This is a genomic window from Stenotrophomonas sp. YJH_SMC_110, assembly GCF_059369255.1.
The window spans coordinates 267,973-284,171 of the sequence record NZ_JCAFSM010000004.1; the positions used below are offsets into that span (position 1 = coordinate 267,973).

At 67.7% G+C, this 16,199-nt stretch carries 13 protein-coding genes; 6 read left to right on the forward strand and 7 right to left on the reverse strand.

Going from position 1 to position 16,199, the window contains the following annotated elements; all coding sequences use genetic code 11:
* Positions 1-88 precede the first annotated feature (88 nt).
* The 5 genes from AC5P6H_RS10345 to creB form a co-directional block, all read right to left on the reverse strand.
* Complete coding sequence (locus AC5P6H_RS10345; RefSeq protein ID WP_495202582.1) at positions 89-1,681, reverse strand: M20/M25/M40 family metallo-hydrolase; 1,593 nt, start codon at positions 1,679-1,681, stop codon at positions 89-91.
* Between the two features lie 155 nt (positions 1,682-1,836).
* On the reverse strand, positions 1,837-2,247 hold the full coding sequence (locus AC5P6H_RS10350; RefSeq protein WP_495202583.1) for a hypothetical protein: 411 nt from the start codon (positions 2,245-2,247) through the stop codon (positions 1,837-1,839).
* A 10-nt stretch (positions 2,248-2,257) separates the two neighbouring features.
* Positions 2,258-3,577, reverse strand: a complete 1,320-nt coding sequence (gene creD / locus AC5P6H_RS10355; RefSeq protein WP_049441519.1) for a cell envelope integrity protein CreD — start codon at positions 3,575-3,577, stop codon at positions 2,258-2,260.
* A gap of 81 nt (positions 3,578-3,658) precedes the next feature.
* A complete protein-coding gene (gene creC, locus AC5P6H_RS10360) occupies positions 3,659-5,119 on the reverse strand; it encodes a two-component system sensor histidine kinase CreC (RefSeq protein WP_481442130.1) in 1,461 nt (486 codons plus the stop codon).
* Positions 5,120-5,122: 3 nt separating this feature from the next.
* Complete coding sequence (gene creB, locus AC5P6H_RS10365) at positions 5,123-5,848, reverse strand: two-component system response regulator CreB (protein ID WP_080376403.1); 726 nt, start codon at positions 5,846-5,848, stop codon at positions 5,123-5,125.
* Positions 5,849-5,883: 35 nt separating this feature from the next.
* Here creB and AC5P6H_RS10370 point away from each other — a divergent pair, with 35 nt between their 5' ends.
* From AC5P6H_RS10370 to AC5P6H_RS10385, 4 genes are all read left to right on the forward strand, one after another.
* A complete protein-coding gene (locus tag AC5P6H_RS10370; RefSeq protein WP_014646445.1) occupies positions 5,884-6,741 on the forward strand; it encodes a 23S rRNA (adenine(2030)-N(6))-methyltransferase RlmJ in 858 nt (285 codons plus the stop codon).
* Positions 6,742-6,836: 95 nt separating this feature from the next.
* Positions 6,837-7,382, forward strand: a complete 546-nt coding sequence (locus AC5P6H_RS10375; protein WP_014646444.1) for a GNAT family N-acetyltransferase — start codon at positions 6,837-6,839, stop codon at positions 7,380-7,382.
* A 149-nt stretch (positions 7,383-7,531) separates the two neighbouring features.
* On the forward strand, positions 7,532-10,996 hold the full coding sequence (mfd, locus tag AC5P6H_RS10380; protein ID WP_049441517.1) for a transcription-repair coupling factor: 3,465 nt from the start codon (positions 7,532-7,534) through the stop codon (positions 10,994-10,996).
* 45 nt (positions 10,997-11,041) lie between these two features.
* Positions 11,042-11,659 (forward strand): HD-GYP domain-containing protein, encoded by a 618-nt coding sequence (locus AC5P6H_RS10385; RefSeq protein WP_053494648.1) that lies wholly within the window; start codon positions 11,042-11,044, stop codon positions 11,657-11,659.
* Between the two features lie 200 nt (positions 11,660-11,859).
* Here the strand turns inward: AC5P6H_RS10385 and AC5P6H_RS10390 are convergent, their stop codons facing one another.
* Positions 11,860-13,953 carry a M13 family metallopeptidase gene (locus tag AC5P6H_RS10390; protein ID WP_126411861.1) on the reverse strand — a complete coding sequence of 698 codons (2,094 nt, stop codon included), beginning with the start codon at positions 13,951-13,953 and terminating at the stop codon, positions 11,860-11,862.
* 137 nt (positions 13,954-14,090) lie between these two features.
* Between AC5P6H_RS10390 and AC5P6H_RS10395 the strand changes: the two genes are divergently transcribed.
* On the forward strand, positions 14,091-14,552 hold the full coding sequence (locus tag AC5P6H_RS10395) for a hypothetical protein (RefSeq protein WP_288494675.1): 462 nt from the start codon (positions 14,091-14,093) through the stop codon (positions 14,550-14,552).
* Between the two features lie 110 nt (positions 14,553-14,662).
* Here the strand turns inward: AC5P6H_RS10395 and gpmA are convergent, their stop codons facing one another.
* On the reverse strand, positions 14,663-15,412 hold the full coding sequence (gene gpmA, locus AC5P6H_RS10400; protein ID WP_495202584.1) for a 2,3-diphosphoglycerate-dependent phosphoglycerate mutase: 750 nt from the start codon (positions 15,410-15,412) through the stop codon (positions 14,663-14,665).
* Between the two features lie 93 nt (positions 15,413-15,505).
* Here gpmA and nfi point away from each other — a divergent pair, with 93 nt between their 5' ends.
* The gene (nfi, locus tag AC5P6H_RS10405; RefSeq protein ID WP_014646440.1) at positions 15,506-16,180 is read left to right on the forward strand and encodes a deoxyribonuclease V; all 675 of its coding nucleotides are present in this window, start codon (positions 15,506-15,508) and stop codon (positions 16,178-16,180) included.
* Positions 16,181-16,199 lie beyond the last annotated feature (19 nt).

A 16,199-nucleotide genomic window follows, 5' to 3' on the forward strand; every position in this document is an offset into this window, starting at 1 on the left:
GGAGGGGATTAAGTCGCGATTGCCCAGCCCGTGGGTACTGCAACCGGGAAACGGAGGGGAGATGCGACTTAATCCCCTCCGTCCCCTTTTACGGTTCCGCCTTGCGCGGGAACGGCTGCTCGCGCATCGCGGCGTTGTAGGCGAACGAGGCGACGATGGCTGCGGCCTGCTTCAGGTCTTCCGGTTCGGCGTGGTCCCAGGTGTCCAGGTGGCTGTGGTGGACATTGGTGAAGTAGTCCAGCCGGTCCTGGATGAACTGGAAGCCCGGCAGGCCGATGCGGTCGAAGCTGATGTGGTCGGTGCTGCCGGTGTTGCGGGTCGCCACGGTGGTGGCGCCGACGTCATGGAACGGCGCCAGCCAGGCTTCGAAGATCGGCATCGCCGCCAGGTTTTCCTGGGCGTAGATGCCCCGGAAGCGGCCGGAGCCGTTGTCCATGTTGAAGTAGACCTGGAACTTGCTGTAATCGCGGGTCTTCTGCAGTGCACCGGTCGGCTCGCGCAGCGACGCCGGCAGCGCCTTCTGCGCCGGGTCGGTGGGCTCCGGGAACCGGCCGAAATGCTTGGCCACATAGGCCTGCGAGCCGATCAGGCCCTGCTCCTCGCCGCTCCACAGCGCCACGCGGATGGTGCGCTTGGGCCTGGCGCCGGTGGCCTTGAGGATGCGCATGGCCTCCATCATCACCGCCACGCCTGCGGCGTTGTCGGCCGCGCCGGTGCCGCTGTGCCAGGAATCCAGGTGCGCGCCGATCATCACCACTTCATCAGGCCTGCTGCTGCCGCGGATCTCGGCCAGCGTGTTGTAGCCGGGCTGGTCGGCGTCATCGGTGAAGCGCGCGGCCACATCCACGCGCAGGCGCATGGTCTGCCCGGCCTTCAGCGCGCGCACCAGCGGGTTGAAGTGCTCGCTGATCATCGCCAGCTCGGGGATGCCGACCGGCTCGCCGGCCTTGCGCGAACCACCACCTGCAACGCGGATGATGCCGTTGTCCCAGCTACTGATGCTGATCGAGGCCAGCGCCCCTTCTTCGACGAAGAACGCATTGACCCTGGTCGCCAGCTGCTGGCGTTCCTGGTACTCCTTTACCCGCTTGGCGCGCTCGGCGGTGGCGTCCTGGTCCTTCGGCAGGGTGAACGCCTGCAGGCCTTCCAGCGAGGTCGCGTCATGCCGATGGGAATCCGGCTCGGTGCCGCGCTTGTACTCGCGCGCCTCGCCCAGCAGCAGGATCTTGCCGCGCAGCTTGCCGCGGTACTTCTCGATGTCTTCGGGCTTCTTGATCTCGACCTGCACCAGCTCGCCTTCAACCGGCCCCTTGGTGCCCGGCGTCCAGGCCTTGGGCAGTGCATGCAGCGGCTGCACACGGTCACCCAGCATTTCCACGCTGGCCGAGGTGAACTCCCAGCCACGGCCAAAGTCATCGAACGCTTCGTCGTGGACGTTGTCCAGCTTCCATTCGTTGAACTTGCCGCGGGTCCACGCGTTGGCGCGGCCCATCGCCGGGGAGTTGGTCAGCCGCGGGCCGATGCGTTCGGTGAGATAGCTGAAGGTGTCCATCACCTGCGAACGGTGGAAGGCCTCCTGGCGGATGCGGCTGACCATGTCCAGGTCCACTGATTCGCGCTGCTGCGCCGCTGCATTGCCACCCATTGCCAGCGCTACGGCCAGCACGCCCCACTTCAACACATCGCACCCCTGCCTTCCGGCCTGCTCATCAACCCATCGAGTCTAGCCAGCAGCGGCGCCGCGATACCGTCCCATCGGTCATGGGCGGCGCGGAAGCGTGCGAACCAGGGTTCGCCCCCACAGAAGAGTGGTTGGGTCGCATCTGCCAAACCACCTCACCCACTCCACCCCAGCCACAGCTGCGCCCGCTCCGGCAGCAGCAGCAACCAGTGCCGCCGGTCGATGCTGCTGCAGCCATACACCGCCGCATGCGCGGGCCAGTCATCGGGCAGGCCACCGATGCCGATTTCCGCAAGTGCTTCCGCCCCGGCCTTCCATGGCCGGTAGCGCGGCACCTTCCCCGCCAGCGCACCGCGTCCCTGCCGCGCGCCCTGCAACCAGGCCAGGCCCTCGCCCTGCAATCCCTCGCAGGTCACCGCGGCCAGCTGGAAGCGGACCAGGCCGGGGGCGATCCGTGCCCCCGGCAGGGCCGCCAGCACGCCATGTGCCTGCAGCAGTGCATCCACTTCCAGCAGGGCCGGAATGCCCTGCCGCGCCCGTTGCCGCAATCCCTGGCGCCAGCTCATGGCGTGCTCCTTACTTCAGGTCCGCGCCAAGCGCGTACCAGTCGACCCGGCGGGTCACCCACATCGCCAGCGCCAGGATCACGAACAGCAGCAGCGATCCCATCAGCAGTGCGTTGTTCTCCGACACCAGCAGGCCATACAGCGCGCCGTACAGCACGGTCAGCAGCGCAGCGAAGCCAAGGCCGCGCTTCCAGTGGCCCAGCACGTTGGCCAGGTACACCGCCTGCAGGCCGATGCAGGCCACGGCCGAGACCAGGTAGGCCTTCCAGAACGCGATGTGCTCGGACAGGCTGATCAGCAGCAGGAAGAAGATCGCCAGCGCCAGGCCGACCATCAGGTACTGCAGCGGATGGATGCGCAGCGACTTGATCAGTTCGAACAGGATGAAGCCGACGAAGGTCAGCACCACGAACAGCACGCCGTACTTCGAGGCACGGTCGGCCTGGGTGTAGGTATCGACCGGATCGACCAGCGACACCGTCACGGCCTGCGAATCGATCGTCCCCTCGCTGCGCAGCTGGCGCTGTGCATCGGAGGCCAGCGAGGACACCGCCCAGCGTGCTTCGAAGCCCTGTGCATCGACACGCCGTTCGTTCGGCAGGAAGGCGCCGCTGAACGACGGATGCGGCCAGCTCGACCGCAGCGCGATCCGGGTGTCATCGCCCACCGGCACCACCGACAGCATGCGGCTGCCATCCAGGCGCAGCTCCAGTTCAACGGTGCTGGCGGCCAGCGCGCCGCCCTGATCCGCGGCGAAACCGCTCACCGGCGCATGCAGGCCACGTCCGATTTCGCTGGCCACGCCTACACCGGGCAGCAACCGCAGCTGCTTGCCGTCCACCCGCAGGTTCGGCGTGCCCACCAGGCCGCGCACATCGGAAACCCCCAGCGCCACATAGGGCTGGCCATAGGTGCGGCCGTTCTTCACCGGATAGTCGTCTTCGGCGAAAGTCGCCTTCAACTGGCCATTCCAGCTGTACACCGGCACCTTGAACAGGCCGACCTCGCGCTGGCTCGGCAGCATCTCGCCGCCCACCTCCAGCGACGCCGGCATCTGCAGCCAGTGGCCCTCGGTCACCTGGATCTCGGTCTTCTTGACGCCCAGCGGGTCAACCAGTTCAACCTGCTTGCGTTCCACCCACGGCACCACCCGTACCGGGCCCACCAGCTGCTGCGTGCCGGCACGGCTGTCGGCCACCCGGGCAAAGGCCTCGTCGCGGTACTGGCTGCGCTCGGTGATGACCCCGCGGATCATCATCAGCGGCACCAGCAGCAACAGGATCAGCCCGCCGACAATGGCGAACCTCAGCAGCATCTTCAGGGATTTCATGGTCCATCCTCGTTGGAGAGGGCTGCAGGATGGACCGCTGCGGTGAGCAGGGTTTGTGGCGAAGTTGAAGCGAGTGTGAAGTCAGCGGCGCGGACGCTGGCCCGGCACTGACAACGGCAGCCACAGGCTGGCCACGGTGCCACCGCCGTCGCGCGCGTCGAGGCTGGCGCGACCATCGTGCAGGCGCGCGACCTCCTGCACGAACGGCAGGCCCAGGCCGGAACTGCGCCGGCCGCTGCCGGGGCGGGCAAGCGAATAGAAGCGTTCGAACACCCGTTCGCGCGCGTAGTCGGGAATGCCGGCACCGCGATCCGCCACCTGCAGGCGCACGCCCTGCCCGTCCACCTCGGCCTGCAGTGCGATGTCCGCGCCGGGCGGTGAGAAGGCAATGGCGTTGTCGATCAGGTTGTGCAACGCCTGCCGCAGCAGATAGGCATCGCCCTGCACGCGCAGGTCGGGCGCGCTGCCGATGCTGACCTGCACGTCGGCCGCCTGCGCACGCACCTGCGCCGCCGCTGCCGCATCGGCCAGCAACGTTGGCAGCGCGATCGGATCGCGGGTCTGCAGCCAGCCGTGCTGTTCCACTTCGGCCAGCGCCAGCAGCTTGTCGATGGTCTCGGTCAGCCGCTCCTGCTGGTCGACGATGCTGCGCGCGAAATGCACGCGGTCGGCCTCGGGCAGCGGCTCCTGCAGCAGCTCGGCGGCACCGCGGATCGCCGCCAGCGGGCTCTTCATTTCATGCGTCAGTGACTGCACGTACTGTTCGACATAGGCCTTGCCCTCCAGCTTGCGGCGCATGGTTTCCAGCGCCTGGCCCAGGTCGCCGATCTCGTCGCGGCGGCGCCGTGGCGGTGGCACCGGTTCGCCGGCGCTGACCGCGCGTGCATAGCGGCTGAGCTGGCCGAGGCCGGTGGTGAGCCACATCGTCACCAGCACGCCGACCAGCGCCGACAGCCCGATCAACCAGGCGCCGCGCTCGATGATGGCGCGCTGGCTGGCGGCGATGAACGGATCGATGCTGCGGTTGGGCTGGGCCAGGCTGAGCACGCCGATCAGGGTGCGCCCATCGGCCGGGTCGTATACCGGCGCCGCCACGTGCATCACCGTATCGCCTTCTTCGCCTGGTATTTCCGGGCTGGAGCGGGCGCCGTACTCGCCACGCAGGGTGCGGTAGACATCGTTCCAGCGCGAATTGTCACGCCCGAGGTCGCGGCCCAGCGAGTCGTAGATGACGATGCCCTTGGCATCGGTGATGGTCACCCGGTAATCCAGCGATCGCTTGGGAAAACGCCAGACCATCGCCTTCAGGTCGCGCTGCCGCGCCTTGGCCAGGTTGCGGGTGAAGCTGCCGCTGCGGATGGTGCCGTCCTTGACGTCGGCGGCGGCCATCTCGGCCAGCACGTTGGCCGCATCGACCAGGGTCGATTCCATCGCCTGGCGCACACCGGGCTTCACCTCGTTGACGAATACGCGCATCACGAAGAACGCGGCGATGCCGGTGATCAGGAAGAAGCCGAGGAACAGCTTCAGTACCAGGCGCATCGGCTAGACCTCCAGCGCGTAGCCAAGGCCACGGTGGGTGCGGATCGGGTCGTCGCTGGCACCAGCCGCACGCAGCTTGGCGCGCAACGTCTTTACATGGGTGTCGACGGTGCGGTCGGCACTGTCGGCGCTGCTGTCCCAGCCCCGGTCCATCAGCTGCGCGCGGCTGAGGATGGCACCGGGCCGCTGCAGCAGCGCTTCCAGCAACGCGTACTCGTAGCGGGTCAGGTCCAGCGCATGGCCGCGGAAGCGGATACGCCGGCCTTCGCGGTCGATCGCGAACGCGCCATGTTCCTGCCAGCCCGCATCTGCGCCGGGGGCTGCCACGACCGGTGCCACGCGACGCAGGCGCGCACGCACCCGCGCCACCAGCTCACGCGGCGAGAACGGCTTGGTCATGTAATCGTCGGCGCCCAGTTCCAGGCCGAGCACGCGGTCCACTTCATCGTTGCGGGCGGTCAGGAAGATCACCGGCAGCTGCGCCGCCGGCCCGGGCTGCGCACGCAGCCGCCGGCAGACCTCGAAACCGCCCAGGTCCGGCAGGCCCACGTCCAGCACCACCACGTCGATATCGCCGGCCTGCAGCCGTTGCAGGGCCTCGCCGCCCAGCAGGCAGTGGCTGGCGGCATAGCCTTCGCTGCGCAGCGCATAGAGCACGGTTTCGGCGATGGCGGCTTCGTCCTCGACCACCAGGACATGGGCAACGGGAGCTGTCATGGCGCGCAGCATAGCCGCTGCGGCCGCCGCCCCGTACACTGCCGCCCATGAACTATCGCCACGCCTTCCACGCCGGCAACCACGCCGATGTGCTCAAGCACATCGTGCAGCTGGCCCTGATCGACAGCTTCAAGCGCAAGGACAGCCCGTTCTTCGTGCTCGACACCCACGGCGGTGCCGGCCGCTACCTGCTGGCCAGCGAAGAGAGCCGCAAGACCCTGGAGGCCGAATCCGGGATCATGCGGCTGATGGCCCAGCCCAGGCTGCCGGAGGTGGTCGAGCGCTACCTGAAGGCGGTGCAGGCCGACAACCCGGTGGGCGCGCTGACCAACTACCCGGGCTCGCCGCTGCTGAGCGCACAGGCGATGCGCGCGCAGGACCGCATGGCGGTCTGCGAGCTGCAGGAAGCCGAAACGGCCACGCTGAAGGCCCTGTTCGCCCATGACAGCCGCGTCGATGTGCGCGCTGGCGATGGCTATGCCCTGCTGCGCTCGCTGCTGCCGCCGAAGTTCAACGGCAGCAAGATCGGCCGTGGCCTGGTGCTGATCGACCCGCCGTACGAGGCCCAGGACGCCGAGTACCAGGCCGTTCTGGCCGCCCTGGCCGAGACCCTGGCGCGCTGGCCGCAGGCGACCTGCGCGGTGTGGTTCCCGATCAAGCAGCGCCGCACCATCCTGCACTTCCTGCGCAAGGCCACCGCCCTGCCGGTAAAATCGGCGATGACGATCGAGTTCCTGGTGCGCCCGGACGACTCGCCGCTGCGCCTCAACGGCAGCGGCATGCTGCTGCTCAACCCGCCGTGGCAGTTCGACCGGGTGGTCGGCCCGGCCCTGCCGGCGCTGCGCCAGCACCTGGGCGAACCGGGGGCCAGCACCCGCCTGGATTGGCTCAAAGCCCCCGAATGACGGCCTTCACGAGGCTGTACCGCCGTGAGCCTTTCGTTCACGGAATGCAGCCCCGGTGATGCCACAATCGATGGACCACCAAGGAATCACCCGGTATGGCCACTCGCAACCGCATGCCGCCCTGGCATGAGATCTTCAAGGCTCCCAGCGGCCACGAGCTGCTGATCCGCCCCATCCGCCCGGAAGATGGCGCACCGCTGCAAGCGGCGTTCAGCCTGTTCGGGCCGGAAGAAATCCGTGATCGTTTCCTGCAGGCGGTGACCGAGCTTTCGCCGGAAACCACCCAGCGCCTGACCCACCCGAATCCCAAGACCGAGATCACCCTGGTCGCAGCCGAATCCCTGCCTGCTGGCGAAGCGGTGGTCGGCGCGGTCGCCCGGGCCTCGATCATCCCCGGCACCCGTGAAGCCGAGTACGCGATCCTGATCAGCCGCTTCCTCATTGGCCAGGGCCTGGGCCGGCAGCTGATGCGCAAGCTGGTGAAGTGGGGCCGCGGCAAGTACCTGGACCGCCTGTACGGCGACGTCGCCGCCGAGAACGAGCCGATGAAACAGCTGGCCGCCTCGCTGGGCTTCAAGCCGGTCCCGCACCCGGCCGGTGCCGAAGGCCTGGTGCGGATGGTGCTGGAGCTGGACAACTGACAGATGCGCCGGGCCCCGCCCGGCGACGCCTGCCGGTAGTGCCGGCCGCTGGCCTGAACTGCGTTACCCCAACGGCACATGAGGCTGACGGCAATCGGCCGGCACGACCCACCGGGCTTCGATCGGGCTTCTGCTAAAATCCGGGGTCCATGTCGCGTACCTCATACCCCGCCCCGCCGCTGCCGCGCGCCGGCCAGCTCCGCGCCTGGTGGCGCGCCCCCGCCTCGCCGACCGCCCTGGCCTGGTACCTTGCCCAGGCCGCGCGTGCGCACGACGCCCCGCTGCTGGTGATCGCCCGTGACAACCACGGTGCCAACCAGCTCGAAGCCGACCTGCACACCCTGCTCGGCGGCGATCCGGCCCTGCCGGTGGTCGCCTTCCCGGACTGGGAAACCCTGCCCTACGACCGCTTCAGTCCGCATCCGGACATCATTTCGCAGCGCCTGGCCGCCCTGCACCGCCTGCCCGCGCTGAAGCGTGGCCTGGTGATCGTGCCGGTGCAGACCCTGCTGCAGCAGCTGGCCCCGCGCAGCTACGTGATCGGTGGCAGCTTCGACCTGAAGGTCGGCCAGCGCCTGGACCTGGAAGCCGAGAAGCGCCGCCTGGAAAGCGCCGGCTACCGCAACGTGCCGCAGGTGATGGACCCGGGCGACTTCGCTGTGCGCGGCGGCCTGCTCGACGTGTACCCGATGGGTGCCGACGAGCCGCTGCGGGTGGAACTGCTGGACGAGGACATCGACTCGATCCGTGCCTTTGACCCGGAAAGCCAGCGTTCGCTGGACAAGGTCGAGGCGGTGCACATGCTGCCCGGCCGCGAAGTGCCGATGGATGAAGCCAGCATCGCCCGCGTGCTGGCCACGCTGCGCGAGCGGTTCGATGTCGATACCCGGCGCAGTTCGCTGTACCAGGACCTGAAGTCCGGACTGGCGCCGGCCGGCGTCGAGTACTACCTGCCGCTGTTCTTCGAACGCACCGCAACCCTGTTCGACTACCTGCCCAGCGGCAGCCTGCCGGTGGTCTGTGCCGGTGCGTATGAAGCGTCCGTCGCGTTCTGGGCGCAGACTGCGGACCGCTATGAGCAGCGCCGCCATGATGTGGAGCGCCCGCTGCTGCCGCCGTCGGCGTTGTATCTGTCGCCGGAGCTGCTGCGCGAGCGCCTGAACGATGCCCCGCGCATCGAGGTGTGGGCGGCTGACCATGCGCGCATCGCCGACGCGCACGCGCTGGGCGACCAGCCGCTGCCACCGCTGCCGGTGGCCGCGCGCGAAGCCCCCGCTGGCGATGCGCTGAAATCCTTCCTCGGCCATTATCCGGGCCGGGTACTGATCGCCGCCGATTCACCCGGCCGCCGCGAGGCGCTGCTGGAAGTGCTGCAGGCCGCCGAGCTGAAGCCGCCGGTGGTGGCCGACCTGCCCAGCTTCCTCGCCGACGACGCGCGCTTCGCGATCGCGGTGGCACCGCTGGAGGATGGCTTCGCGCTGGACGATCCGCGCATCGCGGTGCTGACCGAGCGCCAGCTGTTCCCCGAGCGTGCCGGCAGCACCCGGCGCACGCGCCGTGCCGGCCGCGAGCCGGAAGCGATCATCCGCGACCTCGGTGAACTGACCGAGGGCGCGCCGATCGTGCACGAGGATCATGGCGTCGGCCGCTATCGTGGCCTGATCGCGATGGACGTCGGCGGCATGCCCGGCGAGTTCCTCGAAATCGAATATGCCAAGGGCGACCGCCTGTATGTGCCGGTCGCCCAGCTGCACCTGATCAGCCGCTATTCCGGTGCGTCGGCGGAAACCGCGCCGCTGCATTCGCTCGGTGGCGAGCAGTGGAGCAAGGCCAAGCGCAAGGCCGCCGAGAAAGTACGCGACGTCGCCGCCGAACTGCTGGAGATCCAGGCCCGCCGCCAGGCGCGTGCCGGCCTGGCATTGCAGGTCGACCGCGCGATGTACGAGCCGTTCGCGGCCGGTTTCCCGTTCGAGGAGACCCCGGACCAGCTGGCCGCGATCGACGCCACCCTGCGCGACCTGGCCAGCAGCCAGCCGATGGACCGCGTGGTCTGCGGCGACGTCGGCTTCGGCAAGACCGAGGTGGCGGTGCGTGCGGCCTTTGCGGCCGCCAGTGCCGGCAAGCAGGTGGCTGTGCTGGTTCCGACCACGCTGCTGGCCGAACAGCATTACCGCAACTTCCGCGACCGCTTCGCCGATTACCCGCTGAAGGTCGAGGTGCTGTCGCGCTTCAAGACCACCAAGGAAATCAAGGCCGAGCTGGAAAAGGTCGCCGCCGGCACCATCGACGTGATCGTCGGTACCCATCGCCTGCTGCAGCCGGACGTGAAGTTCAAGGACCTGGGCATGGTCATCGTCGACGAGGAGCAGCGTTTCGGCGTACGCCAGAAGGAAGCGCTGAAGGCGCTGCGCGCCAACGTGCACCTGCTGACCCTGACCGCCACGCCGATTCCGCGCACGCTCAACATGGCCATGGCCGGCCTGCGCGACCTGTCGATCATCGCCACGCCGCCGCCGAACCGGCTGGCGGTGCAGACCTTCATCACCCAGTGGGACAACGCGCTGCTGCGCGAAGCCTTCCAGCGCGAGCTGGCGCGTGGTGGCCAGCTGTATTTCCTGCACAACGACGTGGAAAGCATCGGCCGCATGCAGCGCGAGCTGTCCGAGCTGGTGCCGGAGGCGCGCATCGGCATCGCCCATGGGCAGATGCCCGAGCGCGAGCTGGAAAAGGTGATGCTGGATTTCCAGAAGCAGCGCTTCAACGTGCTGCTGTCGACCACGATCATCGAGTCGGGCATCGACATCCCCAACGCCAATACCATCATCATCAACCGTGCGGACCGTTTCGGCCTGGCCCAGCTGCACCAGCTGCGTGGCCGCGTCGGACGTTCGCACCACCGCGCCTACGCGTACCTGATCACGCCCGACCGCCGCGCGATCACCCCCGACGCTGAGAAGCGCCTGGAAGCGATCGCCTCGATGGACGAGCTGGGCGCCGGCTTCACCCTGGCCACGCACGATCTGGAAATCCGCGGTGCCGGCGAACTGCTCGGCGAGGACCAGAGCGGGCAGATGGCCGAGGTCGGCTTCAGCCTGTACACCGAGCTGCTGGAGCGCGCGGTGCGCAGCATCAAGCAGGGCAAGCTGCCCGACCTTGATGCCGGCGAGGAAGTGCGTGGTGCCGAGGTCGAACTGCATGTGCCGGCACTGATCCCGGAAGACTACCTGCCGGACGTGCATACCCGCCTGACCCTGTACAAGCGTATTTCCAGCGCGCGCGACAGCGATGCGCTGCGCGAACTGCAGGTGGAGATGATCGATCGCTTCGGCCTGCTGCCGGATGCGGCCAAGCACCTGTTCGCCATCGCCGAGCTGAAGCTGAAGGCCAACACGCTGGGCATCCGCAAGCTGGACCTGGGCGAAAATGGTGGCCGCATCGTGTTCGAATCCAAGCCGAACATCGACCCGATGGCGGTGATCCAGCTGATCCAGAAGCAACCGAACCTGTACGCCATGGAAGGGCCCGACAAGCTGCGCATCAAGCACCCGCTGCCGTTGCCGGAAGACCGCTTCAACGCGGCCCGCGCCCTTCTGACCACCCTCGCCCCGGGTTGATCGCCCCCCGAACACCCCGCACCGGTCCCCACCCGGTGCGGGCGGATGACCATGTTTCCTGACGCCGTACCCGCCCCCGACCTGCTGCACGCGCAGGCCTGCCTGATCGATGCCCTCTCGATGTCGCTGCAGATGCGCGACGCCTACACCCGCCATCACTGCGACCGCGTCGGCCTGTTCGCGCAGCGGCTGGCCGCGCACTGCGATCTCGACGACCAGGCCTGTGCGCAGGTCGGCCTGGCCGCGCGCTTCCACGACATCGGCAAGATCGGCATTCCCGACGACGTACTGCTGGCACCGCGCCGGCATACCGATGAGGAGCGCGCGATCATGCGCGAGCATCCGGTGCGCGGCGAGCACATCTTCCTGGCCACCGGCCGCAGCGACGCCGCGCCCGTGGCGCGGCTGATCCGCGCCCATCACGAAGCCTTCGATGGCAGCGGCTATCCCGATGGGCTGCGCGGCGAATCCATCCCGCTGGGCGCGCGCATCGTCACCATCGCCGATGCCTACGATGCGATGACCAGCGTGCGCCCGTACCGCGACGCGATGGAGCACGAAACCGCGTTGCGGATCATCGATTCGCAGTCTGGAGGGCTGGTGGATCCCTACGTGCTGCAGCGCTTCCATCGCATGCTGGCGCGGGAGCCGGAGCTGGCCTGAGATCTTCCGGAAGGTGAAACGACCCGTCGGTAGAGTCGACTGTCAGTCGACTGCTCTTCGTCCAGATCACGAAAATCCCGCGCTGCGCGCGATAGTCGACTGACAGTCGACTCTACCAGTCGGCGCTGCGCTACCGGCCTGGAAGACAAAAGGCCCGGCATTCGCCGGGCCTTTCGCATCACGCAGTCACGGGTGATCGATTACCAGATCACCACGCGCTTGTCGTCGGCACGCACCATCGCGTCGCCGGCCTTGCACTGGAATGCAGCGGCATAGGACGGCATGTTCGACGGTGCGCCGTTGGCACGGAAGTTGGCCGGGGCGTGCGGATCGGTGTTCAGGCGGACGCGCAGCTCACCATCGGTGAAGTTGCGGCGCCACACGGTGGCCCAGTTCATGAAGAAGCGCTGGTCCTGGCTGTGGCCATCCACTTCGACATTCGCCTTCGGGTCTTCCTTCAGCGCCATCTGCAACGCGTCGTAGGCCACGGTCAGGCCGCCGAGGTCGCCGATGTTCTCGCCCAGGGTCAGCTTGCCCTTCACGAACACGCCCGGCACCGATTCATAGCCGTCGAACTGCGCGACCAGCTGGTCGGTACGCTCGGTGAAGGCCTTGCGGTCGGCGTCGGTCCACCAGTTGTCGAAGTTGCCGTTGGCGGCGAACTGGCTGCCCGAGTCGTCGTAGCCGTGCATCATCTCGTGGCCGATGACCGCACCGATGCCGCCGTAGTTCAGCGCCGGATCGGCCTTGGCGTCGAAGAACGGTGCCTGCAGGATCGCCGCCGGGAACACGATCTCGTTCTTGGTGGCGTTGTAGTACGCGTTGACGGTCTGCGGGGTCATGCCCCACTCGGTCTTGTCCACCGGCTTGCCGATCTTGTCCAGCATGTAGCGGTAGTTGAACGCACGCGCCGCCTGCATGTTGCCCAGGTAGCTGTCGCCGTTGGTCTGCAGGCCCGCCCAGTCACGCCACTTGTCGGGGTAACCGATCTTCGGGGTGAAGCTGGCCCACTTCTCCAGGGCCTTCTTCCTGGTTTCTTCGCCCATCCACGGCAGCTGCTCCAGGCGCGCCTTCAGCGCCTGCGACAGGTTTTCCACCAGGTGCTGCATGGCGACCTTCGACTCGGCCGGGAACACGGCGTCGACGTACAGCTGGCCCAGGGCTTCGCCCATGCCACCGTTGACCGACTCCAGCACGCGCTTCCAGCGCGGCTGCATTTCCTTCTGGCCACGCAGGGTGGTGCCGTAGAAATCGAAGTTGGCCTTCTCGAACTGGCTGCTCAGGTACGGCGAGGCATCGTCGATGGTGTGGAAGCGCAGGTAGGCCTGCCAGGTGCTGGCCGGCACATCGGCCAGCATCTTGTCCATTTCACCGAAGAAGCCCGGCTGGGCCAGCGAGAACTTCTGCGCGGCCGGCACCTTGAGGGTCTCGAACAGCGCGGTCCAGCTGAAGTTCGGGGTCAGCTTGTCGGCCTCAGCCGCGCTGAGCGGGTTGTAGCGCTTGGCCGGGTCACGCATTTCGATGCGCGACATCGAGGCCTTGGCCAGGCGGGTTTCGAAGGCCATCACGGCCTTCGCCTGCTCGGCGGCCTGCGCCGCGTCCACGCCGGACAGGGTCAGCACCTGTGCGATATAGGCCACGTAGGCGTCGCGGATCTTGGCCTGCGCATCGTCGAAGTAGTAGCCCTTCTCCGGCAGGCCCAGGCCACCCTGGCCGACGTAGGCGATGACGTTGGCCGAATCCTTGTAGTCGGCATTGGCGAACAGCGAGAACAGCACGCCCTTGCCCTCGGCCTGGCTGTCGCGCAGGTACCGGGTGATGGCGGCGGTGTCGTTCAGCGCGGTGATCTTGTCCAGCTGCGGCTGCAGCGGCGCCAGGCCGGCAGCTTCGATCTTCGCTTCATCGTTGCCGGTCTTCCAGATGTCACCGATCTTCGCTTCCACCGAGCCCGCCTTGGCCTGGCTGGCGGCGGCCTGCTGCACCAGCGCGTGCTGCACTTCCAGCGAGCGCTCGCGCAGGATCTCGAAGCTGCCCCAGGTGGTCTGGTCGCCCGGCACCGGGTTGGCCTTCAGCCACTTGCTGTTGACGAAACCATTGAGGTCGGTACAGGCCGGAATGGCCGGATCGAGGTCGGCGCTGTTGAGCGAGATCAGCGGCGTCTTGATCTGCGACAGGTCGAAGGCCGGCTTGGCGTCGGCACTGGCCGCCGGGGCGGTTTCGTTCTTGCCACAGGCCGCCAGTGAGGCAGCGATGGCGATGGTCAGGCCCAGCGGGACCAGGTTGCGGACGTTCATGAGGCTCTCCTGCGGGTAATTTCACAGGGTAGCCGCGGGAGCGACGCTGGGGACCGGCCAAAGGTCACGAGCGCATGGCGCGGCTCCGTCTGCATGCCGCTATGCTCTGGCTTCCGCGATCACTGGACTTCATGACCATGGACGAAGCTGCGCTGCTGCAGGCCATCGACGCTTGTGAGTGTCTGTTCCTGGCGGGCATCGGCGAGCCGGAAGCGAATCGTCTGCGCCTGGTCGTCGAGGAAGGCCTGGTGGTCGGAAAGCCCTCCCGTGTGGAGCTCGCTCATGGACGTTCAATCGATGATGCGCGTGCGATAGAGGTGATGCCCCACTCGCAGCGTTTTGAGCTGATCTGGGACCACTACATCAGCTACGCCGTGCACAACGAGTCCTACCAGAGCTGGGACGACGCCGAAACCTGGAGCGGCAACCTGTTCCGCCGCTACAGCCGTTCGAAATTCCTCGATTATCTGGACCATGGCACCTTTGCCGATGTCAGTTACCCGGGCCCATTCACGCACTATCAGGTGATATGCCAGGAACACGTCATCGACATTGCCGCGTTGCAGCCGCCGAAGGTGCGCCGCATGGATCCCTCGTAGCTGGCTGATGCAGCCCCCATGGCTTGGCTCTACCGGGTTGCGACAGCGCCGGCCGAGCGTGGGCTCGGCTCGACAAAAGCGAAGGCCGGCTTGCGCCGGCCTTGTGCTTCTTACTTCGCCTTGCCCTGGTTGGCCACGGCTTCGGCGGCCTTGCGCGCTGCTTCCGGGTCGCCCAGGTAGCGGAACGACTGCACGGTCAGGTCGTCGTTCAGTTCGAACAGCAGCGGGATGCCGGTCGGGATGTTCAGCTCGAGGATCTCCTCGCGCGAGACATTGTTGAGGTACTTGTACAGCGCGCGCAGCGAGTTGCCGTGGGCAGTGACCAGCACGGTCTTGCCGTCCTTCAGCTGCGGCGCGATGGCGTCGTGCCAGTACGGCAGCACGCGGTCCAGGGTGGTGGCCAGCGACTCGGTGCCCGGCAGCGCGTTGCGGTCCAGACCGGCGTAGCGGCGGTCATGGATCGGGTGGCCCGGATCTTCCAGGACCATCGGCGGCGGCGGGATGTCGTACGAACGACGCCAGACCTTGACCTGCTCTTCGCCGTGCTTGGCCGCGGTCTCGGCCTTGTCCAGCCCCTGCAGGCCGCCGTAGTGCCGCTCGTTGAGGCGCCAGGACTTGTTCACCGGCAGCCAGTCCTGCTCCAGCTCGGCCAGCGCACCCTGCAGGGTGTGGATGGCACGCTTGAGCACGGAGGTGTGGGCGACGTCGAACTGCAGGCCTTCCTCGCGCATCAGGCGACCGGCGGCGGCCGCTTCCCGGCGCCCCTGCTCGGTCAGGTCGACATCGACCCAGCCGGTGAAGCGGTTGTCCAGGTTCCACTGGCTCTGGCCATGGCGCAACAGTACGAGTTTACGGGTCACTGCAGGGTCTCCAACGCGAGGAAAGGCAGGCCGCCATTGTAGCCCGGCCGCCGCTCACCGGGCCGTGGCGCCGCCCGTGCGATGCTGTGACCGATGAATACGGTGATCGATCCCGGATGTTGGGAAGGCAGCGTCTCCGCGGCACGCGCGCAGCAGCTCCAGCTGGCCGGCCGCGTGGAGCGCCAGGACCGCCTGCCACGCGACGTCCGTTGGCTGGCCGGGCTGGATGTTGGCTTTGAAGACGACGGCGCCATCACCCGCGCCGCGGCGGTACTGCTGGACGTGGAGACGCTGAAGCCCGTGGCGCAGGAGATCGCGCGCATCCCCACGGTGATGCCCTACATCCCCGGTCTGCTCAGCTTCCGCGAGCTGCCGGCACTGCTGGCCGCGCTGGCGCTGCTGCCGCGCACGCCGGACCTGGTGTTCGTCGATGGCCATGGCATCAGCCATCCGCGCCGGCTGGGCGTGGCCGCGCATCTGGGCGTGGTCACCGACCTGCCCAGCATCGGCGTGGCCAAGTCGAAGCTGGTGGGCCGGTTCGTCGAACCGGGCGCCGAGGCCGGTGCACATGCGCCGCTGCAGGATGGCGACGAACAACTGGGCTGGGTGCTGCGCAGCAAGGTGCGCTGCAAGCCGCTGTTCGTGGCCGGCGGCCATCGGGTCAGTGCCGATACCGCGCTGGACTGGGTGCAGCGCACGCTGCGCGGTTACCGGCTGCCGGAACCGACCCGGCTGGCGGATCGGCTGGCCTCGCGACGCGACGAATGACCGCACCGGGCATTCCCCG

Excerpts from the sequence above, each read along its gene's own strand:
- AC5P6H_RS10385 (WP_053494648.1), top strand. The coding sequence starts at position 11,042 with ATGACCATGTTTCCTGACGCCGTACCCGCCCCCGACCTGCTGCACGCG.
- mfd (WP_049441517.1), top strand. The coding sequence starts at position 7,532 with ATGTCGCGTACCTCATACCCCGCCCCGCCGCTGCCGCGCGCCGGCCAG.
- creC (WP_481442130.1), bottom strand. The coding sequence starts at position 5,119 with ATGCGCCTGGTACTGAAGCTGTTCCTCGGCTTCTTCCTGATCACCGGC.
- AC5P6H_RS10375 (WP_014646444.1), top strand. The coding sequence starts at position 6,837 with ATGGCCACTCGCAACCGCATGCCGCCCTGGCATGAGATCTTCAAGGCT.
- creD (WP_049441519.1), bottom strand. The coding sequence starts at position 3,577 with ATGAAATCCCTGAAGATGCTGCTGAGGTTCGCCATTGTCGGCGGGCTG.
- creB (WP_080376403.1), bottom strand. The coding sequence starts at position 5,848 with ATGCTGCGCGCCATGACAGCTCCCGTTGCCCATGTCCTGGTGGTCGAG.
- AC5P6H_RS10350 (WP_495202583.1), bottom strand. The coding sequence starts at position 2,247 with ATGAGCTGGCGCCAGGGATTGCGGCAACGGGCGCGGCAGGGCATTCCG.
- nfi (WP_014646440.1), top strand. The coding sequence starts at position 15,506 with ATGAATACGGTGATCGATCCCGGATGTTGGGAAGGCAGCGTCTCCGCG.
- AC5P6H_RS10370 (WP_014646445.1), top strand. The coding sequence starts at position 5,884 with ATGAACTATCGCCACGCCTTCCACGCCGGCAACCACGCCGATGTGCTC.
- AC5P6H_RS10395 (WP_288494675.1), top strand. The coding sequence starts at position 14,091 with ATGGACGAAGCTGCGCTGCTGCAGGCCATCGACGCTTGTGAGTGTCTG.
- AC5P6H_RS10390 (WP_126411861.1), bottom strand. The coding sequence starts at position 13,953 with ATGAACGTCCGCAACCTGGTCCCGCTGGGCCTGACCATCGCCATCGCT.